This window comes from Enterobacter sp. S-33 (assembly GCF_028735835.1).
In the GTDB taxonomy this organism is placed as follows: domain Bacteria; phylum Pseudomonadota; class Gammaproteobacteria; order Enterobacterales; family Enterobacteriaceae; genus Enterobacter; species Enterobacter vonholyi.
This window is the reverse complement of the sequence record NZ_CP117838.1, coordinates 2,843,345-2,865,461: the sequence shown is the minus strand read 5'-3', so window position 1 is coordinate 2,865,461 and position 22,117 is coordinate 2,843,345. Positions and strand designations below refer to the sequence as shown.

Below are 22,117 nucleotides of genomic sequence, written 5' to 3'. Positions count from 1 at the left end.
TTGCCGGGTTTTTTGTATTACATGCGTTCTACGGTTTCGATACCCAGGGTATCCAGACCCAGCTTCAGGGTCTTCGCCGTTAGCTGCGCCAGCTTCAGGCGGCTGTTGCGAACCGATTCGTTTTCCGCAGACAGAATAGGGCAGTGCTCGTAGAAGCCGGAGAACAGACCCGCCAGGTCGTACAGGTAAGCACACATTACGTGCGGCGTGCCGTCACGCGCGACAACCGTCAGCGTCTCTTCGAACTGCAGCAGACGCGCCGCCAGCTGTGCTTCACGATCTTCAGTGATGGTCACGGTGGCAGTCGCCAGCACGCTTTCGTCGATACTGGCTTTACGGAATACCGAGAGCACGCGGGTGTAGGCGTACTGCATGTATGGCGCCGTGTTACCTTCAAACGCCAGCATGTTATCCCAGTCGAAGATATAGTCGGTGGTACGGTTCTTGGAGAGATCCGCGTATTTCACCGCACCGATACCCACGGCGTTGGCCAGTTTTTCCAGCTCGTCGGCCGGCATGTCCGGGTTCTTCTCGGCCACCAGACGACGGGCGCGTTCCAGCGCTTCGTCCAGCAGGTCAGACAGTTTCACGGTTCCGCCCGCGCGGGTTTTGAACGGCTTGCCGTCTTTACCCAGCATCATGCCGAACATGTGGTGTTCCAGCGGAACGCTGTCCGGCACGTAACCGGCTTTACGCACGATCGTCCACGCCTGCATCAGGTGCTGGTGCTGACGGGAGTCGATGTAGTACAGCACGCGGTCGGCATGCAGCGTTTCGTAACGGTATTTCGCGCAGGCAATGTCGGTCGTAGTGTAGAGATAGCCGCCATCCTTTTTCTGGATGATCACGCCCATCGGTTCACCTTCCTTGTTTTTGTACTCATCAAGGAACACAACCGTTGCGCCTTCGCTCTCCACCGCCAGGTTTTTCGCTTTCAGGTCAGCCACAATGCCGGGCAGCATCGGGTTGTACAGGCTTTCACCCATTACGTCATCGCGGGTCAGGGTGACGTTCAGACGGTTATAAGTCAGCTGGTTCTGGGACATGGTGATGTCAACCAGCTTGCGCCACATTTCGAGGAAGTATTGATCGCCGCCCTGCAGTTTAACCACGTAACTACGCGCACGTTCGGCAAAAGCTTCGTCTTCGTCGTAGTGTTTTTTGGCTTCGCGATAGAACCCTTCCAGGTCCGCCAGCGCCATTTCACCCGCGTTTTCCTGCTGCTGTTTTTCCAGGTAAGCAATCAGCATGCCGAACTGGGTGCCCCAGTCGCCCACGTGGTTCGCGCGGATCACCTTGTGACCGAGGAACTCGAGCGTGCGCACTGCGGCATCACCGATGATGGTGGAGCGCAGGTGGCCAACGTGCATCTCTTTCGCCACGTTCGGCGCAGAATAGTCGATCACGACGGTCTGCGCTTCCGGCTGGGACACTCCCAGACGATCGGATTTCAGCGCCGCGTCAACGTGGCTTGCCAGGAATGCAGGCTCAAGGAAGATGTTGATAAAGCCCGGACCGGCGATTTCGGTTTTGCTGGCAATGCCGGAAAGATCCAGATGCGTCAGTACCTGCTCAGCGAGCTGTCGCGGCGGCATGCCCAGTTTTTTAGCCACTGCCATCACGCCATTAGCCTGATAGTCGCCAAACTGTACTTTTGCTGACTGACGAACCTGCGGTTCGCAATCCGCAGGGGCACCTGCGGCAATCAGTGCCTGACTGACTTTTTCGGAGAGAAGAGCCTGAATATTCACCTGGATACCTTACGTTTTTGATGCGGGCTTACAACCGCCCGCGCCAGTTAAAGAATTTAGGGCGGGAGTATACTGCAAATGCCTTCTGACGTCAGCAGTGCGGGGCCTGAAGATTGCTCAGAATCCAGGCAGTGAAGGTGTGCATAATCATGCAGTCGCAAAAAGCCGGTTTCTGAGGTTGGTCAAAACAGGGCAACAGAGTAAATTAGCGGCTTTGCGACATGAAAAGAGAATGACTTATGGCGAACTGGCAATCCATTGACGAACTGCATGATATTTCCGCAGATTTACCGCGCTTCACCCAGGCGTTCACAGAACTTGCCACCCGTCTGGGTTTGGATATTGCGCCGCTTGAGGCCGATCATATCTCTTTGCGCTGTCATCAGAATGCCACCGCCGAGCGCTGGCGTCGCGGGTTCGAACAGTGCGGCGAGTTACTGTCCGAGAATATCATTAATGGCCGCCCCATTTGCCTGTTCAAACTGCATGAGCCGGTGAACGTGGCGCACTGGCAGTTCAGCGTGGTTGAACTGCCGTGGCCGGGCGAGAAACGCTATCCGCACGAAGGCTGGGAACATATCGAGATTGTCCTGCCGGGTGAGCCGGAGACGTTAAACGCGCGCGCGCTGGCCCTGTTAGCGGACGAAGGCTTAAGCCAGCCGGGAATTTTTGTGAAGACCAGTTCTCCCAAAGGCGAGCGCGAGCGGTTACCTAACCCGACGCTGGCCGTTACTGACGGACAGGTTACGGTGAAGTTTCATCCGTGGACCATTGAGCAGATCGTTGCCAGTGAAGCATAAGAGATGTGAGTTCACGCCGGGACCGAAAACGAACGGTGTGTCATGATGTTTCGCTTAGTGGAATTTCAGGAGGATTAAATGGCGCTGCTGGAGATTTGTTGTTACAGCGTGGAGTGTGCAGTGACCGCGCAAAAGCACGGGGCTGACCGCATTGAACTGTGCGCGGCGCCCAAGGAGGGCGGGTTGACGCCGTCTTACGGCGTGTTGAAGTCAGCCCGTCAGGCCGTCACTATTCCCGTTCACCCAATTATTCGTCCGCGCGGCGGTGATTTTTGTTACACGGCGGGCGAGTTCAGTGCCATGCTTGATGATATCGCCCTCGTTCGGGACCTGGGGTTTTCAGGGCTGGTGACCGGGCTGCTGGATGAAGACGGCAATATCGATATACCGCGTATGCGTCAGATTATGAGCGCCGCGCAGGGGATGTCCGTCACTTTTCATCGCGCATTTGATATGTGTAAAGATCCGCTTCAGGCCTTTGAAATGCTTGGAGAACTTGGCGTGGCGCGCATCCTGACATCGGGTCAGCAGGCGTCAGCTGAAAAAGGACTGCAATTAATTACGGAACTAAAAGCACATTCTGGTGTTCCAATAATAATGGCGGGTGCGGGAGTCCGCGCCAGCAATCTGGAACGGTTTTTAAACGCCGGGGTAGAAGAGCTGCACAGCTCCGCGGGGAAATGGATACCTTCGCCCATGCGTTATCGCAATACAGGATTGTCAATGTCGACGGATGCTGAAGCGGATGAGTATTCACGCTATGGCGTAGAGGGAGAGTCGGTTGCGGAAATGAAGTCGCTGATTGAGCGCCATCACGTGTAGCAACGTACCGATTTTTACCGCGCATCATGTCGCCCAATATGATGCTTGCTTGTACCAGGCCCCTGCCAATTACACAGGGGCCTTTTTTTCTCCTTCATATTTCAAGCCGCAGCTGCGTTGGCTGCCTCGCTGCAACTTGAACTATTTCGGAGAAAACGTGCTACGAGTAGGCCGGGTAAGGCGCAGCCGCCACCCGACTAAAAGACTACGGCTTAGTCGCTATTAACACCGCACGCATCGGGGCCGGATAGCCTTCGATGGTCTTGCTGTGATCGGTTGGGTCGAGGAATTGCTCCAGCGATTCGGTGATCATCCAGTCGGTGCGGCGCTGCTCTTCGATTGAGGTCACGCTGACATCGGCAATCCGCACATCCACAAACCCGCATTTCTCCAGCCAGTTCTTTAGCGCCAGCGCGGAAGGGATGAAGTAAACGTTGCGCATCTGCGCGTAACGATCGCCCGGCACCAGAACGGCGTGTTCATCGCCTTCAATCACCAGCGTTTCGAGCACCAGCTCGCCGCCGCTGACCAGCTGATCTTTCAATTGCCACAGGTGTTCAAGCGGGGAGCGGCGGTGATAAAGTACGCCCATGGAGAACACGGTATCAAACGCTTTCAGAGCTGGCAGCTGCTCAATGCCCAGCGGCAGCAGGTGCGCGCGCTGATCGTTACCCAGCAGCTTACGTACCGCTTCAAACTGGCACAGGAACAGCTGCATCGGGTCAATACCTACCGCCAGATGCGCGCCCGCGCCAATCATGCGCCACATGTGGTAACCGCTGCCGCAGCCCACGTCCAGAATGGTGCGCCCGGTCAGGTCGGAAAGGTGGGGCAGAACGCGATCCCATTTCCAGTCAGAGCGCCATTCGGTATTGATGTTCACGCCGTAAAGTGAAAACGGCCCTTTGCGCCACGGCATCAGGTTACGCATCAGCGTTTCGATGCGGTTGATCTGCCCTGGCGGAAGCGGTTCTTCACTCTCTGCGGTGACGCTGTGCAGAAGGTCCAGACGATGCGGGGTCAGTTCGGGCAGAAACTCCACTGCATTTGACCACTGCTTTAACAGGCCGTGCTGCTGGTCCCGCTGCCAGGCGGCAATCTGCGCGGGCAAGGTTTCCAGCCAGTGGGAGAGCTGGTTTTTGGCAATCAGCTGATAGAAGTTACTGAACTCGATCATGCCGGTTTCCCCGCTTTCAGCGCTACCAGCGAACCAAAGTTAAAGCACTGGAACCACAGTTCGCTGTGCTCAAAACCGGCTTTGCTCAGACGCGCTTTATGGGTTTCTACGGAATCCGTCAGCATCACGTTTTCGAGCATGCTGCGCTTCTGGCTTATCTCCAGCTCGCTGTAGCCGTTCGCCCGTTTGAAATCGTGGTGCATATTGAACAGCAGCTCGCCAACCTCGGCATCTTCGAAGCTGAATTTCTCCGAGAGCACCAGCGCGCCGCCAGGATTCAGCCCCTGATAAATTTTGTCCAGCAGCAGCTGGCGGTCTTCCGGTACCAGGAACTGAAGCGTGAAATTCAGCACCACCATCGACGCGTTATTAATCTCAATCTCGCGGATATCACCTTCCACCACGTCTACCGGAACAGGAGCTTTGTACGCGTCAATATGGCGACGGCAGCGCTCAACCATGGCCGGGGAGTTATCGACGGCAATAATGCGGCAGCCTTCGTGGTGAACGTTACGACGAACCGACAGCGTTGCCGCGCCGAGCGAGCAGCCCAGGTCATAGACCTGCGTGCCGGGTTGAACGAAGCGCTCAGCCAGCATGCCGATCATAGAGATAATATTGGAATAACCGGGAACAGAGCGCTGGATCATATCCGGGAAGACTTCGGCTACCCGTTCATCGAAGGTCCAGTCGCCCAGGCTGGCGATAGGCGCGGAAAAAAGCGTGTCGCGATCTGACATAACGTAAAAATCCGGGAAAAATAAAGTGGCGTATTGTGCGCTAATGGAGGGAGAAAACCAACTCCCACGGCATATACCACAGGTTAGCCAGCACCATCAGCAAAAGTGAACACCAGGTTGCACTCATGCCGGAACGACGCCAGCGGATTAAGCGATGGTGAAAGCCGTAATAATGCATCAGGCGGCCAGCGATAAGCAGCAGGCCACAGATGTGCACCATCCAGGTTTCTGCGCCATTCATCTCCATAAACAGCAGCAGGATTAAGGCTGCAGGGATGTATTCGACCGCGTTGCCATGAATGCGGATAGCGCTTTGTAGCTCTGAAAACCCGCCGTCACCGTAGGAGACGCGGTAGAGCGTTCTGAGGCGCACAACATCAAATGAAAACTTAATCAGCAGTAATGCACCTAACACCGCATACAGCGCGCTGACCATACAAACTCCCTGTTTTTGGCAGATGGCACTTCACTATGATAGGGGGTGATATCAGAAAAGAGAAGATTGTTGTGGGATGGAAGGGGCGCTTCCCACGGACGGCACCGCAGCCTGCAAGGCCTGCCATAGAGCATCGACCAGTTCGGGGGCCTGGGCAATATCCGGCGTGTGCAAAAAGAGATACGGCGTAGTGGTGTGTTCCCACGCTGCCAGTTTTTCCAGCCAGACGGTGAACAGCGCCTGGTTTTGCGGCATGTTATCGCTGCCGATAAACCTGACCATTGGGTTCTGTGCGGTCACGATGGCGTGGACCGGCACTTTCGGTTTTTTACGCTGAGCTTCAACGATGGCTTCGCTATGTGGGATAGCGCTGTGCACCGGACGGCTGTCGAGGATCACCCGGTTAACGGAACGCTCAAGCAGGCCGCGATTGAGCGCTTTTTCCGCTTCGCCCTTAGCAAAAAACTCAGGATGCCTGACTTCAACGCCGTAGGTAAACTCCCGGGGCAGGGCGTCCAGAAACGTCCACAGCGAGGGCAGGTCGCGCGGGCCAAAGACGGCCGGAAGCTGCAGCCAGTACTGGCCGATGCGGTTTGCCAGAGGCGTCATCCGGGCAAAGAATTCATCGGTCAACTCACCGCAGTTTCGCAGTGCGGCCTGGTGAGAAATGGTCGCCGGAAACTTAAAGCAGAAGCGGAAGTCATCGGTCGTTTGTTCCCGCCAGCGCGCAACAATCTCGGCTTTCGGAAGCGCATACAGGGTGGTGTTACCCTCGACACAGTTGAAGTGCCGGGCATATTCCTCAAGGCTGGTGATGCCAAGGCGCACCCATTTCGGGTGCGACCACTGGGGTAAACCGACATACATCATAGCGCGCTGACAATCTCATCCGTGCTGCGCACGCGGCCGATGCGCGGGAAGATGTGGGTCATGCTGCCCTGATGCTGTTCTGCGGAGGCCGCGCTGCAGGCATCTTCGGCAATCACCAGATTAAAGCCGAGTTCCCACGCGTTGCGGGCAGTCGACTCCACGCCGATGTTGGTGGAAATACCGCACAGGATAATGGTGTCAATGCCGCGACGGCGGAGCTGCAGTTCAAGATCGGTGCCGTAGAATGCGCCCCACTGACGTTTGGTCACTTCAATATCGCTGTCGCGTTTACCCAGTGAGGCCGGATACGTCCACCAGTTTTCCGGCAGGGCGCGTGCAGGAGCCTGGGCATCAACGGGCTGTTTTAACGCTTCGGCGTAATCAGCAGACCAGCCGACGCGCACCATGACAACCGGGGCACCGCTGGCGCGGCATTTTTCCGCCAGGCGGGCGGCGCGGCTAACTACATCTTCCGCGGTATGCGGGCCACCGGCGAAGGGCAAAATGCCTTCCTGTAAATCAATCACGACAAGCGCGGTTTTACTGGCATCAAGTGTTAACATCGTTACTCCCGTTAAATGAATCACTTCCGGACACCATACGACGTGATGGCCTGTTCCTGGGCGGATAATTTTGTTAATTTTTGTGAGAATGCGCAATAAGAGTGCAGCAAACGACCGCCAGGCCGTGGTTCGCTCTTATCGTCCGGCGGAATTTCCAGTATAATAGCCGCCTTTTTTCATCCAGTTGTGACATACAGAAAGCTGCGACATAGTAGCCTGCATACCAGGCGACATTTAGCCTGCGGCTAATTAAGGGATATCTCATGCGTACAGAATATTGCGGGCAGCTGCGTCAGTCCCACGTCGGACAGCAGGTAACCCTGTGTGGTTGGGTCAATCGTCGTCGTGATCTTGGTAGCCTTATCTTCATCGATATGCGCGACCGCGAAGGTATCGTTCAGGTGTTCTTCGACCCGGATCGCGCTGATGCGTTGAAGCTGGCCTCTGAGCTGCGTAATGAGTTCTGCATTCAGGTCACCGGCACCGTGCGTGCGCGTGACGAGAAAAACGTTAACGCCGACATGGCGACGGGTGCCATTGAAGTGCTGGCGTCCGATCTGACGATCATTAACCGTGCTGAAGCGCTGCCGCTGGACTCCAACCACGTCAACACTGAAGAAGCGCGTCTGAAATACCGCTATCTGGATCTGCGTCGTCCGGAGATGGCTCAGCGCCTGAAAACCCGTGCGAAAATCACCAGCCTGGTGCGTCGCTTTATGGATGACCACGGTTTCCTCGATATCGAAACCCCGATGCTGACCAAAGCCACGCCGGAAGGCGCGCGCGATTACCTGGTGCCATCCCGCGTCCATAAAGGCAAATTCTACGCGCTGCCGCAGTCTCCACAGCTGTTCAAACAGCTGCTGATGATGTCCGGCTTCGATCGCTACTATCAGATCGTGAAATGCTTCCGCGACGAAGACCTGCGTGCTGACCGCCAGCCTGAATTTACCCAGATCGATGTGGAAACCTCCTTCATGACCGCTGAGCAGGTGCGTGAAGTGATGGAAGCCCTGGTGCGTAGCCTGTGGAACGACGTTAAAGGCGTTGAGCTGGGCGATTTCCCGATCATGACCTTCGCGGAAGCCGAGCGTCGTTATGGCTCTGACAAACCAGACCTGCGTAACCCGATGGAGCTGGTGGACGTTGCAGACCTGGTGAAAGCCGTTGAGTTTGCCGTCTTCTCCGGCCCGGCTAACGATCCTAAAGGCCGTGTGGCGGCCCTGCGCGTACCGGGTGGTGCAGCACTGAGCCGTAAGCAGATCGACGATTACGGCAACTTCATCAAGATCTACGGCGCTAAAGGTCTGGCCTATATTAAAGTGACCGAGCGTGCGAAAGGTCTGGAAGGTATCACCAGCCCGGTCGCGAAATTCCTGAACGCTGACATCGTGGAAGCGATCCTTGAGCGCACCGGCGCGCAGGACGGCGACATGATCTTCTTCGGCGCAGATAACAAGAAAGTTGTTGCGGATGCGATGGGCGCGCTGCGTCTGAAGCTCGGCAAAGACCTGAACCTGACCGACGAGAGCAAATGGGCGCCGCTGTGGGTTATCGACTTCCCAATGTTTGAAGACGACGGTGAAGGCGGCCTGACCGCGATGCACCACCCGTTCACCTCGCCAAAAGAGATGACGGCGGCAGAGCTGAAAGCGGCACCGGAAGAGGCCGTCGCCAACGCCTACGATATGGTCATTAACGGCTACGAAGTGGGCGGCGGTTCCGTGCGTATTCACAGCGGTGAAATGCAGCAGACCGTGTTCGGCATCCTGGGTATCAACGAGCAGGAGCAGCGCGAGAAATTCGGCTTCCTGCTGGGCGCGCTGAAATACGGTACGCCTCCGCACGCGGGCCTGGCCTTTGGTCTTGACCGTCTGACCATGCTGCTGACCGGCACCGATAACATCCGTGATGTTATCGCCTTCCCGAAAACCACTGCCGCAGCGTGTCTGATGACCGAAGCGCCAAGCTTTGCCAACCCGGCCGCACTGGCTGAGCTGGGCATTGAGGTGGTGAAGAAGGAAGAGAAAAACTGATATGACATATAAGCTCCCCGTTTCGGTCCTGGTGGTCATTTATGCAGAAGACACGAAGCGGGTGCTGATGTTGCAGCGGCGTGATGACCCTGAATTCTGGCAGTCGGTTACCGGCAGTCTGGAAGAGGGGGAGACCGCGCCGCAGGCCGCCGCGCGTGAAGTAAAGGAAGAGGTCGCCATTGACGTTGCCCGCGAGCAACTGACCCTGAAGGACTGTCAGCGCACGGTGGAGTTCGAAATTTTTAGCCATTTACGTCATCGCTACGCGCCGGGTACCGAGCGCAATACGGAATCGTGGTTCTGTCTCGCGCTCCCCCATGAACGGGAGATCGTGTTTACCGAACACCTGACCTACCGCTGGGTGAATGCGGCGGATGCCGCCGCGCTGACCAAGTCGTGGAGCAACCGGCAGGCGATTGAAGAATTTGTAATTAACGCTGCCTGAAAAGGCGCGCTCTTTGAGGATATTTTTATGGCAGGTCATAGTAAGTGGGCCAACACCAAACACCGCAAAGCGGCACAGGATGCCAAGCGCGGTAAGATCTTTACCAAAATCATTCGCGAGCTGGTGACGGCAGCGCGTCTGGGCGGCGGCGACCCGGCGTCTAACCCGCGTCTGCGCGCGGCGGTTGATAAAGCGCTGTCCAACAACATGACGCGTGACACCCTGAACCGTGCAATCGCACGTGGCGTGGGCGGTGACGAAGACGCGAACATGGAAACCATCATTTATGAAGGTTACGGTCCTGGCGGTACGGCGGTGATGGTTGAGTGCCTGTCCGACAACCGTAACCGTACCGTTGCGGAAGTGCGCCACGCGTTCACCAAAACCGGTGGCAACCTGGGCACTGACGGTTCCGTTGCGTACCTGTTCAGCAAAAAAGGCGTCATCTCTTTCGAGAAAGGCGACGAAGATGCGATCATGGAAGCGGCGCTGGAAGCCGGTGCGGAAGACGTAGTGACCTTCGACGACGGTGCTATCGACGTTTATACCGCATGGGAAGAGATGGGTGCCGTGCGCGACGCGCTGGAAGCGGCAGGCCTGAAAGCGGACAACGCTGAAGTCTCCATGATCCCGTCCACCAAAGCGGACATGGATGCGGAAACCGCACCAAAACTGCTGCGTCTGATCGACATGCTCGAAGACTGTGACGACGTGCAGGAAGTGTACCACAACGGTGAAATCTCTGATGAGGTTGCAGCGACTCTCTGATGAGAGCGTATGAATCCGTTACAGGAGACGCGTGATGTCGATTATTCTCGGGATTGACCCAGGCTCACGCGTCACCGGTTATGGCGTTATCCGTCAGGTGGGACGCCAGTTAACCTACCTGGGCAGCGGCTGTATCCGCACCAAAGTTGACGATCTGCCGTCGCGCCTGAAGCTCATTTATGCGGGCGTATCTGAGATCATCACCCAGTTTCAGCCGGACTATTTCGCCATCGAGCAGGTCTTCATGGCGAAAAACGCCGATTCGGCGCTGAAGCTCGGCCAGGCGCGTGGCGTTGCCATTGTCGCTGCCGTGAACCAGGATTTGCCGGTATTTGAATACGCGGCGCGTCAGGTTAAGCAGACGGTGGTGGGTATTGGTAGCGCGGAGAAAAGTCAGGTGCAGCACATGGTGCGTACCCTGCTGAAGCTCCCTGCGAACCCGCAGGCCGATGCCGCGGATGCGCTGGCGATTGCGATTACCCACTGTCACGTGAGCCAGAACGCGATGCAAATGAGCGAGTCGCGGCTCAATCTGGCGCGAGGCAGGTTACGATAATGACAAATCAGGCTGGATGTTTATCCAGCCTTTTTTTATTATGTCGGCAGTTAATTTCTTCCAGAACGCAGGAGCGTCACGTGATAGGCAGACTCAGAGGCATCATCATTGAAAAACAACCCCCGTTAGTGCTGCTGGAAGTGGGTGGCGTGGGCTATGAAGTCCATATGCCGATGACCTGCTTCTACGAGCTGCCGGACGCGGGCAAAGAGGCGATTGTCTTTACTCAGTTTGTGGTGCGTGAAGATGCCCAGCTGCTGTATGGCTTCAACAACAAGCAGGAACGCACGCTGTTCCGCGAGCTGATTAAAACCAACGGCGTCGGGCCGAAGCTGGCGCTGGCGATCTTATCCGGCATGTCTGCACCACAGTTTGTGAATGCCGTTGAGCGCGAAGATCCTGCGGCGCTGATTAAGCTTCCGGGCATCGGTAAGAAAACGGCAGAGCGTCTGATTGTCGAGATGAAAGACCGCTTTAAAGGCCTGCATGGCGATCTCTTCACGCCGGCGGCCGATCTGGTACTGACCTCTCCAGGTGCGCCTGCGACGGATGATGATGCCGAGCAGGAAGCGGTTGCCGCGCTGGTGGCGCTGGGCTATAAACCTCAGGAGGCCAGCCGTATGGTGAGCAAAATTGCCAAACCGGACGCCAGGAGTGAAACCCTGATTCGTGAAGCGCTGCGCGCTGCATTGTGAGGTAAAGGATGATTGAAGCAGACCGCCTGGTTTCGGCAGGCACTGTTCAGGCAGAGGATGTGGTGGATCGCGCGATTCGCCCAAAACTGCTTGATGAGTACATTGGCCAGCCGCAGGTTCGTTCCCAGATGGAGATTTTCATCCAGGCGGCAAAGCTGCGCGGCGATGCGCTCGATCACCTGCTGATTTTTGGCCCTCCCGGTTTAGGCAAAACCACGCTGGCGAATATCGTCGCCAATGAGATGGGCGTTAACCTGCGCACCACCTCCGGCCCGGTGCTGGAGAAGGCGGGCGATCTCGCTGCGATGCTGACCAACCTCGAACCGCATGACGTGCTGTTTATCGATGAGATCCACCGTCTCTCACCGGTGGTAGAAGAGGTGCTCTATCCGGCGATGGAAGATTACCAGCTGGATATCATGATCGGCGAAGGTCCGGCCGCGCGCTCCATCAAAATCGATCTGCCGCCGTTTACCCTGATTGGCGCAACGACGCGAGCCGGGTCGTTGACCTCCCCACTGCGCGACCGTTTCGGGATCGTGCAGCGTCTGGAATTTTATCAGGTGGCCGATCTCCAGCACATCGTTGGCCGCAGCGCCCGCTATATGGGGCTGGAAATGAGCGAAGAGGGCGCGTTTGAAGTGGCGAAGCGTTCCCGCGGTACGCCGCGTATCGCCAACCGCCTGCTGCGCCGCGTGCGTGACTTTGCTGAGGTGAAGCACAACGGTTCGATTTCCGCCGAGATTGCCGCCCAGGCGCTGGACATGCTGAACGTCGATGCCGAAGGTTTTGACTACATGGACCGCAAGCTGCTGCTGGCGGTGCTGGACAAGTTCTTCGGTGGCCCGGTCGGGCTGGATAATCTGGCGGCGGCAATCGGGGAAGAGCGTGAGACGATTGAAGATGTGCTGGAGCCGTATCTGATTCAGCAGGGTTTCCTGCAGCGCACCCCGCGTGGACGTATGGCAACGGTGCGGGCGTGGAATCATTTCGGCATTACGCCACCGGCGATGCCGTAATCCTTAATTCCCTCTCCCGGTGGGAGAGGGGCAGGGTGAGGGCATCAGTGCCCTCCATATTAATTTGCGGTCTTTTTCATCATACTGAAAATAAATAACACCGCCGCACTCAGCACCACGGACGGCCCCGCAGGCGTGTCATAGAACGCCGAGAAGGTGAGTCCACCCGTTACCGCAATCATCCCGACGATTACGGCCACACCGGCCATCTGCTCAGGCGTACGGGCAAAACGACGCGCCGTAGCGGCAGGGATGATCAGCAGGGACGTAATAATCAGCGCGCCGACAAACTTCATCGCTACGCCAATGGTTAACGCCGTCACCAGCATCAGCAGCAGCTTAACGCGCTGCAGCTTCACGCCGTCGACAAATGCCAGGTCCGGGCTGACGGTCATAGCCAGTAAATTCCGCCACTGCCAGAGCAGAATAGCGAGCACCACCAGCACGCCAATGGCTATAGCGATGAGATCCTCCGGCGTCACGGCCAGCAGGTCACCGAAGAGGTAGGCCATCAGATCCACGCGGATGTTCGACATCAGGCTGACCACCACCAGGCCCAGAGACAGGGCGCTGTGCGCCATAATGCCAAGCAGCGTATCAATGGCGAGGTGAGGACGCTTCTCCAGCCAGACCAGACCGGCCGCCAGCAGCAGCGTGACCACAATCACCGCGTAGAACGGGTTGACGTTCAGCAGCAGACCAAAAGCCACGCCCAGCAGGGACGCATGCGCCAGGGTATCACCGAAGTAAGACATTCTGCGCCATACCACAAATGAGCCGAGCGGGCCCGCGGCGCAGGCAAGCATAATCCCGGCCAGCCAGCCGGGCAGTAACAGTTCAATCATGAGTGTCCATTTCCCCGACGCAGTACGATTCGTCCCTGTAAATCATGGCGATGATTATGATGATGACGATAAATGCCAAGCTGCTCGGCGCCGCGAGGGCCGAACATGGAGATAAACTCCGGATGCATGGAGACGACTTCAGGCGTACCGGAGCAGCAGATATGGTGGTTGAGGCACAGCACTTCGTCGGTTTTTGCCATTACCAGATGGAGATCATGGGAGACCATCAGCACTGCGCAATCGAGCTCTCGACGTAGCTGGTCGATCAAATCATAAAGCGCAACCTGACCATTCACATCCACACCCTGAGTCGGCTCATCCAGTACCAGAAGCTGCGGGCTGCTCAGCAGCGCGCGGGCAAGTAAAACACGCTGAGTTTCACCGCCGGACAGTTTTTGCAGCGGCGCATCGACAAGATGGCCCGCCTGCACGCGTTTCAGTGCCGGGAGAATATCGGCTTTACGCGTGCCGGGGCGCAGACGCAGGAAACGGCTGACCGTCAGCGGCAGCGTGGCGTCGAGATGAAGTTTTTGCGGCACATAGCCAATACGCAATTTTTCCTCACGCTTAATCACGCCTTCATCGGGTGCGACCAAACCCAGCACCACGCGTACCAGGGTGGATTTACCTGCGCCATTGGGGCCGAGAAGCGTCAGAATTTTGCCGGGTTTCAGATCGAGCGACACGTCAGAGAGGACGCGGCGCTGGCCAAATGAGACCGAAATATTTTCAAGAGAAACCAATGTCGTCATGTCATTTTAAGCTTGAAGAAGTCAACGAATGTTATAATATCACACTCCACGCATTCACTACGATGATTAGTCGCATTATGTTACATAAAAATACGCTTCTTTTCGCAGCATTATCTGCTGCCCTTTGGGGGACAACCGCACAAGATGTTAACGCTGCGGTTGTCGCTTCGCTTAAGCCACTTGGATTCATCGCGTCTGCCATTGCAGACGGCGTAACGGAGACCCAGGTTCTGCTCCCTGATGGTGCATCTGAGCATGACTATTCCCTGCGCCCGTCAGATGTAAAACGCTTGCAAAACGCGGACTTAGTCGTCTGGATTGGTCCTGAAATGGAAGCGTTCATGCAGAAGTCAGCAAAACAGGTGGCGGGTGAAAAACAGGTCGCGATTGCCGACCTCCCCGGCGTGAAACCGTTGCTCATGAAAGGGGCGGATGACGACGGCGACGAACATGACCACCATGCTGCAGACGGTGAAAAAGGTGATGGAGATCACCATCACGGCGAGTACAACATGCATCTTTGGTTATCCCCAGAGATAGCGCGGCTTTCAGCGGTTGCAATCCATGACAAATTAGTGGAACTTATGCCGCAAAGTCGAGCCAAACTAGACGCCAACCTGAAGGATTTTGAGGCACAATTAGCCGCAACCGATAAGCAGGTGGGTAATGAGCTCGCACCGTTGAAAGGAAAAGGGTATTTCGTTTTTCATGACGCCTACGGCTATTACGAAAAACACTACGGTTTGACCCCGCTGGGCCACTTCACCGTCAACCCTGAAATTCAGCCTGGTGCGCAGCGTTTACATGAAATCAGAACACAGCTGGTTGAGCAGAAAGCGACGTGCGTTTTTGCTGAGCCACAGTTCAGGCCAGCGGTCGTAGAAGCCGTGGCCAGGGGAACATCCGTGCGCATGGGAACCCTTGACCCGCTAGGTACGAATATCCAGTTGAGCAAAGCGAGCTATTCGCAGTTCCTCAGCCAACTGGCGAACCAGTATGCGAGCTGCCTGAAAGGAGAATAACGAGGAAGTGAATACGTGCAACAGATAGCCCGCTCTGTCGCCCTGGCATTTAACAATCTGCCTCGACCCCACCGCGTTATGCTGGGGTCGCTTACAGTACTCACCTTAGCGGTCGCCGTCTGGCGGCCCTATGTGTACCACCCGAGTTCTGCCCCTATCATCAAAACCATTGAGCTTGAAAAGAGCGAAATCCGTTCTTTGCTGCCTGAAGCCAGTGAGCCTATCGACCAGGCGGCTCAGGAAGATGAAGCTATCCCGCAGGATGAACTGGACGATAAAACCGAGAACGAAGCGGGTATCCACGAATATGTAGTGTCTACCGGTGACACGCTGAGCAGCGTGCTGAACCAGTACGGCATCGACATGGGCAATATCAGCCAGCTGGCGGCTGCGGATAAAGATCTTCGTAATCTGAAAATCGGACAGCAGCTCTCCTGGACATTAACGGCGGATGGCGATCTCCAGCGTCTGACCTGGGAAATGTCCCGCCGCGAAACCCGCACCTACGATCGCACTGCAAACGGTTTCAAGATGACCAGCGAAATGCAGAAGGGTGACTGGGTTAACAGCGTTCTGAAAGGCACCGTGGGCGCGAGCTTTGTCTCCAGCGCGCGCGATGCAGGTTTGACCAGCGCTGAAATCAGTTCGGTGATCAAAGCCATGCAGTGGCAGATGGATTTCCGCAAGCTGAAGAAGGGCGATGAGTTCTCCGTCCTGATGTCACGCGAGATGCTGGACGGCAAGCGCGAGCAAAGCCAGCTGCTGGGCGTCCGACTGCGCTCTGAGGGTAAAGATTATTACGCGATTCGTGCCGAAGACGGTAAGTTCTACGATCGCAGCGGTACGGGCCTTGCGAAAGGCTTCCTGCGCTTCCCGACGGCAAAACAGTTCCGCGTCTCCTCTAACTTTAACCCGCGTCGTCTGAACCCGGTAACCGGGCGCGTCGCGCCGCACCGTGGCGTTGACTTTGCCATGCCGCAGGGTACGCCGGTACTGGCGGTAGGGGATGGCGAAGTGGTGGTGGCCAAGCGTAGCGGTGCCGCCGGATATTATGTCGCGGTACGTCATGGTCGTACTTATACGACCCGCTACATGCACCTGCGCAAGCTGCTGGTCAAACCGGGCCAGAAGGTGAAGCGTGGTGACCGTATCGCGATTTCCGGCAATACCGGACGCTCCACCGGCCCGCATCTGCACTATGAAGTGTGGATCAACCAACAGGCAGTGAACCCGCTGACGGCGAAACTGCCGCGCACCGAAGGCCTGACAGGTAAAGATCGTACTGATTATCTGGCGCAGGTGAAAGAGGTGATACCGCAGCTGAGCTTAAACTAAGCCCTCTGTTTTTGTTAAAAAAGCCGGCGCACACTGACGCCGGCTTTTTCTTTTGTGCGGGGACGACTGCCTCGCTACACTATCTGAATAAAATTTTGCGTCATCAGACCCTGGATCCAGCATGGAAACCAAAAAAAACAATATTGAATACATTCCTGAGTTTGAAAAATCCTTCCGCCATCCGCGCAACTGGGGCGCCTGGCTTGGTGTTTACGCCTTTGCGGGGATGGCGTTGCTGCCGGCTTCCGTCCGAGACCCAGTTCTGGGGAAAATTGGCCGTCTGGCCGGGCGTTTAGGCAAGAGCGCTCGCCGCCGCGCGCAGATTAACCTCTTATACTGTTTTCCTGAGAAAAGCGACGCCGAACGTGAGGCAATTATTGATGAGATGTATACCACTGCCCCGCAGGCAATGGCGATGATGGCGGAACTGGCGCTGAAAGGGCCGGATAAAATCGTCGGTCGCGTTGACTGGAAAGGGCTGGACATCATCGAGGAGATGCGCCGCAATGATGAGAAAGTCATTTTCCTTGTCCCCCACGGCTGGGGCGTTGATATTCCGGCGATGCTCATGGCGTCTCAGGGCCAGAAAATGGCGGCGATGTTCCATAACCAGGGAAATAAAATCTACGATTTTGTCTGGAACACGGTGCGTCGTCGTTTTGGCGGACGTTTGCATGCGCGTAACGATGGCATTAAGCCCTTCATTCAGTCGGTACGTCAGGGGTACTGGGGCTACTATCTCCCGGATCAGGACCACGGCCCAGAGCACAGCGAGTTTGTCGATTTCTTTGCGACCTATAAAGCGACGCTTCCCGCGATTGGTCGACTGATGAAAGTCTGTCGTGCCCGCGTGATCCCGCTATTCCCGGTCTATGACGGCAAAACGCATCGCCTGAGTATTGAGGTCCGTCCGCCGATGGACGATCTGCTCACCGCGGACGACCACACCATCGCGCGTCGAATGAACGAAGAGGTGGAGATCCTGGTGGGGCCGCATGCCGAACAGTACACGTGGATTTTGAAGCTGCTTAAAACGCGTAAACCGGGTGAAACAGAGCCCTACAAACGCAAAGAGCTTTATCCGAGGAAATAAAAAAAGCCCTCTCCAGACGGAGAGGGCTTTTTAACACAAACGTTATTACTCGACGGTCATAACGCGCGTGGTGTTGGTTGAGCCGATGGTGCTCATCACATCGCCCTGGGTCACGATGACGATATCACCGGACACCAGATAGCCTTTGTCGCGCAGCAGGTTTACGGCATCGTGCGCTGCAGCTACGCCGTCATTGGTGCTGTCGAAGTGAACCGGCGTCACGCCGCGGTACAGCGCCGTCAGGTTCAGGGTACGTTCGTGACGGGACATGGCGAAAATTGGCAGGCCAGAGCTGATACGAGAGGTCATCAGCGCGGTGCGGCCAGATTCGGTCATGGTGATGATCGCGGTAACGCCCTTCAGGTGGTTTGCCGCGTACATCGCAGACATCGCAATCGCTTCTTCCACGTTGTCGAACTGCACGTCCAGACGATGTTTAGAGACGTTGATGCTTGGGATCTTTTCAGCGCCCAGGCAGACGCGCGCCATGGCGGCCACGGTTTCTGCCGGATACTGGCCCGCAGCGGTTTCCGCAGAGAGCATCACCGCATCCGTACCGTCCAGCACGGCGTTGGCCACGTCCATGACCTCCGCACGGGTTGGCATTGGGTTGGTGATCATCGATTCCATCATCTGAGTGGCGGTGATCACCGCGCGGTTCAGCTGACGTGCGCGACGAATCAGCGCTTTCTGGATACCGACCAGCTCAGGGTCGCCGATTTCCACGCCCAGGTCACCACGCGCAACCATGACAACGTCAGAGGCGAGGATCACATCGTCCATGGCATCCTGATCGCAAACGGCCTCCGCGCGTTCAACTTTAGCGACGATTTTAGCATCGCAGCCTGCATCACGTGCCAGGCGACGCGCATAGTTAAGATCTTCGCCGCAGCGCGGGAAGGAGACGGCCAGGTAGTCAACGCCGATCAGCGCGGCAGTTACGATGTCCGCTTTGTCTTTATCGGTAAGCGCTTCTGCTGAGAGGCCGCCACCCAGTTTGTTGATGCCTTTATTGTTGGAGAGCGGGCCGCCAACGGTGACTTCGGTGAACACTTTCATGCCCTGAACTTCCAGCACCTTCAGCTGTACGCGACCGTCGTCGAGCAGCAGGATATCGCCAGGCACCACGTCAGCCGGCAGGCCTTTATAGTCGATACCAACTTTCTCTTTATCGCCTTCGCCTTTGCCCAGGTTGGCATCAAGCAGGAATTTGTCGCCGATATTGAGGAAAACTTTACCCTCTTTAAAGGTCGATACACGGATTTTTGGACCCTGCAAATCGCCGAGGATAGCAACGTGGCGGCCCAGTTTTGCTGCAATTTCACGCACTTTATCGGCACGTAATTTATGGTCTTCTGGCGTACCGTGAGAGAAGTTCATACGCACCACGTTGGCACCGGCGGCGATAATTTTTTCGAGATTATTATCGCGATCGGTGGCCGGGCCTAAGGTGGTTACGATCTTGGTTCTGCGAAGCCTTCTGGACATGTAATACTCCGTTGACTGAAACAACTTTGGTGTTGCGTGAACATTGAATCGGCCTTCATCTGCTGCAAGGCAGCGGCGAGGGGACCGAATGCCGTAAATCGTTACATCGTCATTATTCGTGACGTATTCGTTATCAACTATCAGGGAACATCGCTCTTTATAAGCAATTCTTTATCAAAACGCGATTCCTTCAGCGCTTCCTTGACCCGCTTCAAGTTATCCCGGAATTTTGCCCCGCGACGTAGGGTAAAACCGGTCGCAAGCACGTCAATCACGGTGAGCTGGGCCAGTCGGGAGACCATCGGCATATAAATGTCTGTGTCTTCCGGCACGTCGAGGGTGATTGCCAGCGTTGCCTCACGCGCCAGCGGCGTGCCGGCTGTAGTGAGGGCAATCACCATGGCATCGTTTTCACGGGCCAGCTGCGCCAGCTCTACCTGACTTTTGGTGCGGCCGGTATGCGAAATCAGTACCACGACGTCATCTTCACTGCAATTCATACAGCTCATGCGTTGCAGCACAATGTCATCGGAATAAATAACCGGAACGTTAAAGCGGAAAAATTTATTCATGGCGTCATGCGCGACGGCCGCCGACGACCCGAGCCCAAAGAACGCAATTCGCTTGGCCTGGGTGAGTAAATCCACCGCGCGATTCACGGAGCTCATGTCCAGAGACTGACGGACGTGGTCAAGCGAAGCCATGGCCGACTCAAAAATTTTCGTGGTATAGGCATCAACGCTGTCGTCTTCATCCACATTACGATTAACATAAGGGGTGCCGTTAGCCAGACTTTGTGCCAGATGCAGTTTAAAATCAGGAAAGCCGCGCGTTTCCAGACTGCGGCAAAAGCGATTGACCGTGGGTTCGCTAACACCCGCTTCCTGTGCCAGAGCGGCGATGCTTGAATGAATCGCCTGAGCGGGGGAGGCCATAATGACCTCGGCCACTTTCCGCTCGGATTTGCTAAGGTGTTCCAGTTGAAACTGGATTTTTTCCAGCATGTTCATGTTAACAGGACGCTCATGGGTGTAAACGATTTCATTAATTGATGAAATCGAGATTCGATTTAGCCGATATTACCCTTGTGGCTTCCATTAAGGGTAACAATCGACAAGATAATGTTGTTGTTTTTTTTCATTACTTGATCGGTGTCGGGTTTTGCTATGACCCTGTTGCGCAAAGAAACGGCGGTTGTTGCGTCATTAAGCCGTCGAAATCATCCGAAGGGTGAAAAATCGCGGTATCGCACGCGACGATAAGCGCTAATGGTTTCGGGAATGACGTAAAAGCAGTACAGTGCATTGTAATAAAATTACAACGATACCTGGCAGAAGTACCAGGTGATCCAACTGAGGAGAATGACATGGCGGTAACGCAAACAGCCCAGGCATGTGACCTGGTCATTTTCGGCGCGAAAGGCGATCTTGCACGCCGAAAATTGCTGCCTTCCCTGTATCAACTGGAGAAAGCGGGCCAAATTCATCCGGATACCCGTATCCTGGGTGTAGGGCGCGCCGACTGGGACAAGGACGCTTATACCAAAGTCGTCCGCGAGGCGCTCGAAACTTTCATGAAAGAAAAAATTGATGAAAGTTTGTGGGATACCCTGAGTGGACGCCTCGATTTCTGCAACCTGGACGTGAATGACGTCAGCGCATTCGCCCGCCTGGGCGCGATGCTGGATCAGAAAAACCGTGTCACCATTAACTATTTCGCCATGCCGCCAAGCACCTTCGGCGCCATTTGCAAAGGTCTGGGCGAAGCCAAACTGAACGCCAAACCGGCGCGCGTCGTGATGGAGAAGCCGTTGGGTACGTCGCTGGCAACCTCGCGCGAAATCAACGACCAGGTGGGCGAGTTCTTTGAAGAATGCCAGGTCTACCGTATCGACCACTACCTCGGTAAAGAGACGGTTCTGAACCTGCTGGCGCTGCGTTTCGCTAACTCCCTGTTTGTGAATAACTGGGACAACCGCACTATCGATCACGTGGAAATCACCGTGGCGGAAGAGGTGGGGATTGAAGGCCGCTGGGGTTACTTTGACCAGGCCGGTCAGATGCGCGACATGATCCAGAACCACCTGCTGCAGATTCTGTGCATGATTGCCATGTCTCCTCCGTCTGACCTGACGGCTGACAGCATCCGCGACGCCAAAGTGAAAGTGCTGAAGTCGCTGCGCCGCATCGACCGCTCCAACGTGCGCGAGAAGACCGTTCGCGGCCAGTACACCGCCGGGTTTGCGCAAGGCAAAAAAGTGCCAGGCTACCTGGAAGAAGAGGGCGCGAACAAGTCCAGCAACACCGAGACGTTCGTGGCGATCCGCGTGGATATCGACGACTGGCGTTGGGCGGGTGTTCCGTTCTACCTGCGCACCGGTAAGCGTCTGCCGGCCAAATGCTCCGAAGTGGTTGTCTACTTTAAGAACCCGGAATTGAACCTGTTCAAAGAGTCCTGGCAGGAACTGCCGCAGAATAAACTGACTATTCGTCTGCAGCCGGACGAGGGCGTGGATATCCAGATCCTGAACAAAGTGCCGGGCCTGGATCATAAACACAACCTGCAGACCACCAAGCTGGATCTGAGCTATTCCGAAACTTTCAACCAGACGCACCTGGCCGATGCTTACGAGCGTCTGTTGCTGGAAACCATGCGCGGTATTCAGGCGCTGTTCGTACGCCGCGATGAAGTGGAAGAAGCATGGAAATGGGTCGACTCCATCACCGAAGCCTGGGCTGCCGATCAGGATGCGCCAAAACCGTATCAGGCGGGCACCTGGGGACCTGTCGCGTCGGTGGCGATGATCACCCGCGATGGCCGCTCCTGGAACGAGTTTGAGTAAGATAATCCGCTAGCCCGAAAGTGTTATTTTACCGGTAACATGATCTAACACAGCTAGTGGCA

At 56.0% G+C, this 22,117-nt stretch carries 22 protein-coding genes; 12 read left to right on the top strand and 10 right to left on the bottom strand.

Annotated elements, in window-relative coordinates:
• Nucleotides 1-17: 17 nt before the first annotated feature.
• Entirely contained in the window at nucleotides 18-1,751 is a 1,734-nt protein-coding gene (gene argS, locus PUP35_RS13615; RefSeq protein ID WP_136195782.1) for an arginine--tRNA ligase, read from the bottom strand.
• A 239-nt stretch (nucleotides 1,752-1,990) separates the two neighbouring features.
• Here argS and PUP35_RS13610 point away from each other — a divergent pair, with 239 nt between their 5' ends.
• Together PUP35_RS13610 and cutC are read left to right on the top strand one after the other, a co-directional pair.
• Nucleotides 1,991-2,551, top strand: a complete 561-nt coding sequence (locus tag PUP35_RS13610) for a VOC family protein (protein WP_127731458.1) — start codon at nucleotides 1,991-1,993, stop codon at nucleotides 2,549-2,551.
• 78 nt (nucleotides 2,552-2,629) lie between these two features.
• Nucleotides 2,630-3,373, top strand: coding sequence for a copper homeostasis protein CutC (cutC, locus tag PUP35_RS13605; RefSeq protein WP_133294693.1), 744 nt, complete (start codon nucleotides 2,630-2,632; stop codon nucleotides 3,371-3,373).
• Between the two features lie 205 nt (nucleotides 3,374-3,578).
• Here cutC and cmoB read toward each other — a convergent pair whose 3' ends face one another.
• The 5 genes from cmoB to PUP35_RS13580 are packed head-to-tail and all read right to left on the bottom strand — an operon-like array spanning nucleotide 3,579 to nucleotide 7,159.
• Entirely contained in the window at nucleotides 3,579-4,550 is a 972-nt protein-coding gene (cmoB, locus tag PUP35_RS13600; RefSeq protein WP_111964822.1) for a tRNA 5-methoxyuridine(34)/uridine 5-oxyacetic acid(34) synthase CmoB, read from the bottom strand.
• Nucleotides 4,547-5,290, bottom strand: a complete 744-nt coding sequence (cmoA, locus tag PUP35_RS13595; RefSeq protein ID WP_111964821.1) for a carboxy-S-adenosyl-L-methionine synthase CmoA — start codon at nucleotides 5,288-5,290, stop codon at nucleotides 4,547-4,549. The genes cmoB and cmoA overlap by 4 nt, the downstream gene beginning before the upstream one ends.
• 40 nt (nucleotides 5,291-5,330) lie before the next feature.
• A complete protein-coding gene (locus tag PUP35_RS13590; RefSeq protein WP_021240443.1) occupies nucleotides 5,331-5,726 on the bottom strand; it encodes an MAPEG family protein in 396 nt (131 codons plus the stop codon).
• 51 nt (nucleotides 5,727-5,777) lie between these two features.
• Entirely contained in the window at nucleotides 5,778-6,596 is an 819-nt protein-coding gene (locus PUP35_RS13585) for a DUF72 domain-containing protein (protein WP_274240216.1), read from the bottom strand.
• Nucleotides 6,593-7,159, bottom strand: coding sequence for a hydrolase (locus tag PUP35_RS13580; RefSeq protein ID WP_271369328.1), 567 nt, complete (start codon nucleotides 7,157-7,159; stop codon nucleotides 6,593-6,595). Before PUP35_RS13580 ends, PUP35_RS13585 begins: the two co-directional genes overlap by 4 nt.
• 263 nt (nucleotides 7,160-7,422) lie before the next feature.
• Between PUP35_RS13580 and aspS the strand changes: the two genes are divergently transcribed.
• From aspS to ruvB, 6 genes are all read left to right on the top strand, one after another.
• Complete coding sequence (gene aspS / locus PUP35_RS13575) at nucleotides 7,423-9,195, top strand: aspartate--tRNA ligase (RefSeq protein ID WP_274240211.1); 1,773 nt, start codon at nucleotides 7,423-7,425, stop codon at nucleotides 9,193-9,195.
• Between the two features lies 1 nt (nucleotide 9,196).
• Nucleotides 9,197-9,640, top strand: coding sequence for a dihydroneopterin triphosphate diphosphatase (gene nudB / locus PUP35_RS13570; protein ID WP_008500446.1), 444 nt, complete (start codon nucleotides 9,197-9,199; stop codon nucleotides 9,638-9,640).
• A 27-nt stretch (nucleotides 9,641-9,667) separates the two neighbouring features.
• Nucleotides 9,668-10,408, top strand: a complete 741-nt coding sequence (locus PUP35_RS13565; protein WP_008500447.1) for a YebC/PmpR family DNA-binding transcriptional regulator — start codon at nucleotides 9,668-9,670, stop codon at nucleotides 10,406-10,408.
• A gap of 34 nt (nucleotides 10,409-10,442) precedes the next feature.
• A complete protein-coding gene (gene ruvC, locus PUP35_RS13560) occupies nucleotides 10,443-10,964 on the top strand; it encodes a crossover junction endodeoxyribonuclease RuvC (protein ID WP_003859749.1) in 522 nt (173 codons plus the stop codon).
• An 80-nt stretch (nucleotides 10,965-11,044) separates the two neighbouring features.
• Nucleotides 11,045-11,659 (top strand): Holliday junction branch migration protein RuvA, encoded by a 615-nt coding sequence (ruvA, locus tag PUP35_RS13555; protein ID WP_274240202.1) that lies wholly within the window; start codon nucleotides 11,045-11,047, stop codon nucleotides 11,657-11,659.
• 8 nt (nucleotides 11,660-11,667) lie between these two features.
• Nucleotides 11,668-12,678, top strand: coding sequence for a Holliday junction branch migration DNA helicase RuvB (gene ruvB / locus PUP35_RS13550; RefSeq protein WP_008500449.1), 1,011 nt, complete (start codon nucleotides 11,668-11,670; stop codon nucleotides 12,676-12,678).
• Nucleotides 12,679-12,737: 59 nt separating this feature from the next.
• Here ruvB and znuB read toward each other — a convergent pair whose 3' ends face one another.
• Both znuB and znuC read right to left on the bottom strand, forming a co-directional pair.
• On the bottom strand, nucleotides 12,738-13,523 hold the full coding sequence (gene znuB, locus PUP35_RS13545; RefSeq protein WP_249576225.1) for a zinc ABC transporter permease subunit ZnuB: 786 nt from the start codon (nucleotides 13,521-13,523) through the stop codon (nucleotides 12,738-12,740).
• Nucleotides 13,520-14,275, bottom strand: coding sequence for a zinc ABC transporter ATP-binding protein ZnuC (gene znuC, locus PUP35_RS13540; protein WP_023312233.1), 756 nt, complete (start codon nucleotides 14,273-14,275; stop codon nucleotides 13,520-13,522). Before znuC ends, znuB begins: the two co-directional genes overlap by 4 nt.
• 77 nt (nucleotides 14,276-14,352) lie before the next feature.
• On the opposite strand from znuC, the gene znuA reads away from it, so the two are divergent.
• The 3 genes from znuA (at nucleotide 14,353) to lpxM (ending at nucleotide 17,725) form a co-directional block, all read left to right on the top strand.
• On the top strand, nucleotides 14,353-15,297 hold the full coding sequence (gene znuA, locus PUP35_RS13535; protein ID WP_127732807.1) for a zinc ABC transporter substrate-binding protein ZnuA: 945 nt from the start codon (nucleotides 14,353-14,355) through the stop codon (nucleotides 15,295-15,297).
• Between the two features lie 15 nt (nucleotides 15,298-15,312).
• Entirely contained in the window at nucleotides 15,313-16,632 is a 1,320-nt protein-coding gene (mepM, locus tag PUP35_RS13530; RefSeq protein ID WP_045326742.1) for a murein DD-endopeptidase MepM, read from the top strand.
• A 121-nt stretch (nucleotides 16,633-16,753) separates the two neighbouring features.
• On the top strand, nucleotides 16,754-17,725 hold the full coding sequence (lpxM, locus tag PUP35_RS13525; protein ID WP_274240192.1) for a lauroyl-Kdo(2)-lipid IV(A) myristoyltransferase: 972 nt from the start codon (nucleotides 16,754-16,756) through the stop codon (nucleotides 17,723-17,725).
• A gap of 45 nt (nucleotides 17,726-17,770) precedes the next feature.
• Here lpxM and pyk read toward each other — a convergent pair whose 3' ends face one another.
• Complete coding sequence (gene pyk / locus PUP35_RS13520; RefSeq protein ID WP_008500455.1) at nucleotides 17,771-19,213, bottom strand: pyruvate kinase; 1,443 nt, start codon at nucleotides 19,211-19,213, stop codon at nucleotides 17,771-17,773.
• 140 nt (nucleotides 19,214-19,353) lie between these two features.
• Nucleotides 19,354-20,223, bottom strand: a complete 870-nt coding sequence (locus tag PUP35_RS13515) for a MurR/RpiR family transcriptional regulator (protein ID WP_115875687.1) — start codon at nucleotides 20,221-20,223, stop codon at nucleotides 19,354-19,356.
• A 356-nt stretch (nucleotides 20,224-20,579) separates the two neighbouring features.
• Between PUP35_RS13515 and zwf the strand changes: the two genes are divergently transcribed.
• The gene (gene zwf, locus PUP35_RS13510) at nucleotides 20,580-22,055 is read left to right on the top strand and encodes a glucose-6-phosphate dehydrogenase (protein WP_008500457.1); all 1,476 of its coding nucleotides are present in this window, start codon (nucleotides 20,580-20,582) and stop codon (nucleotides 22,053-22,055) included.
• Nucleotides 22,056-22,117: the final 62 nt, after the last annotated feature.

Bases quoted from the DNA above. Each gene is read 5' to 3' on its own strand.
- PUP35_RS13610 (WP_127731458.1), top strand. From the start codon at position 1,991: ATGGCGAACTGGCAATCCATTGACGAACTGCATGATATTTCCGCAGAT.
- cutC (WP_133294693.1), top strand. From the start codon at position 2,630: ATGGCGCTGCTGGAGATTTGTTGTTACAGCGTGGAGTGTGCAGTGACC.
- cmoB (WP_111964822.1), bottom strand. From the start codon at position 4,550: ATGATCGAGTTCAGTAACTTCTATCAGCTGATTGCCAAAAACCAGCTC.
- cmoA (WP_111964821.1), bottom strand. From the start codon at position 5,290: ATGTCAGATCGCGACACGCTTTTTTCCGCGCCTATCGCCAGCCTGGGC.
- PUP35_RS13590 (WP_021240443.1), bottom strand. From the start codon at position 5,726: ATGGTCAGCGCGCTGTATGCGGTGTTAGGTGCATTACTGCTGATTAAG.
- PUP35_RS13585 (WP_274240216.1), bottom strand. From the start codon at position 6,596: ATGATGTATGTCGGTTTACCCCAGTGGTCGCACCCGAAATGGGTGCGC.
- PUP35_RS13580 (WP_271369328.1), bottom strand. From the start codon at position 7,159: ATGTTAACACTTGATGCCAGTAAAACCGCGCTTGTCGTGATTGATTTA.
- aspS (WP_274240211.1), top strand. From the start codon at position 7,423: ATGCGTACAGAATATTGCGGGCAGCTGCGTCAGTCCCACGTCGGACAG.
- nudB (WP_008500446.1), top strand. From the start codon at position 9,197: ATGACATATAAGCTCCCCGTTTCGGTCCTGGTGGTCATTTATGCAGAA.
- PUP35_RS13565 (WP_008500447.1), top strand. From the start codon at position 9,668: ATGGCAGGTCATAGTAAGTGGGCCAACACCAAACACCGCAAAGCGGCA.
- ruvC (WP_003859749.1), top strand. From the start codon at position 10,443: ATGTCGATTATTCTCGGGATTGACCCAGGCTCACGCGTCACCGGTTAT.
- ruvB (WP_008500449.1), top strand. From the start codon at position 11,668: ATGATTGAAGCAGACCGCCTGGTTTCGGCAGGCACTGTTCAGGCAGAG.
- znuB (WP_249576225.1), bottom strand. From the start codon at position 13,523: ATGATTGAACTGTTACTGCCCGGCTGGCTGGCCGGGATTATGCTTGCC.
- znuC (WP_023312233.1), bottom strand. From the start codon at position 14,275: ATGACGACATTGGTTTCTCTTGAAAATATTTCGGTCTCATTTGGCCAG.
- znuA (WP_127732807.1), top strand. From the start codon at position 14,353: ATGTTACATAAAAATACGCTTCTTTTCGCAGCATTATCTGCTGCCCTT.
- lpxM (WP_274240192.1), top strand. From the start codon at position 16,754: ATGGAAACCAAAAAAAACAATATTGAATACATTCCTGAGTTTGAAAAA.
- pyk (WP_008500455.1), bottom strand. From the start codon at position 19,213: ATGTCCAGAAGGCTTCGCAGAACCAAGATCGTAACCACCTTAGGCCCG.
- PUP35_RS13515 (WP_115875687.1), bottom strand. From the start codon at position 20,223: ATGAACATGCTGGAAAAAATCCAGTTTCAACTGGAACACCTTAGCAAA.
- zwf (WP_008500457.1), top strand. From the start codon at position 20,580: ATGGCGGTAACGCAAACAGCCCAGGCATGTGACCTGGTCATTTTCGGC.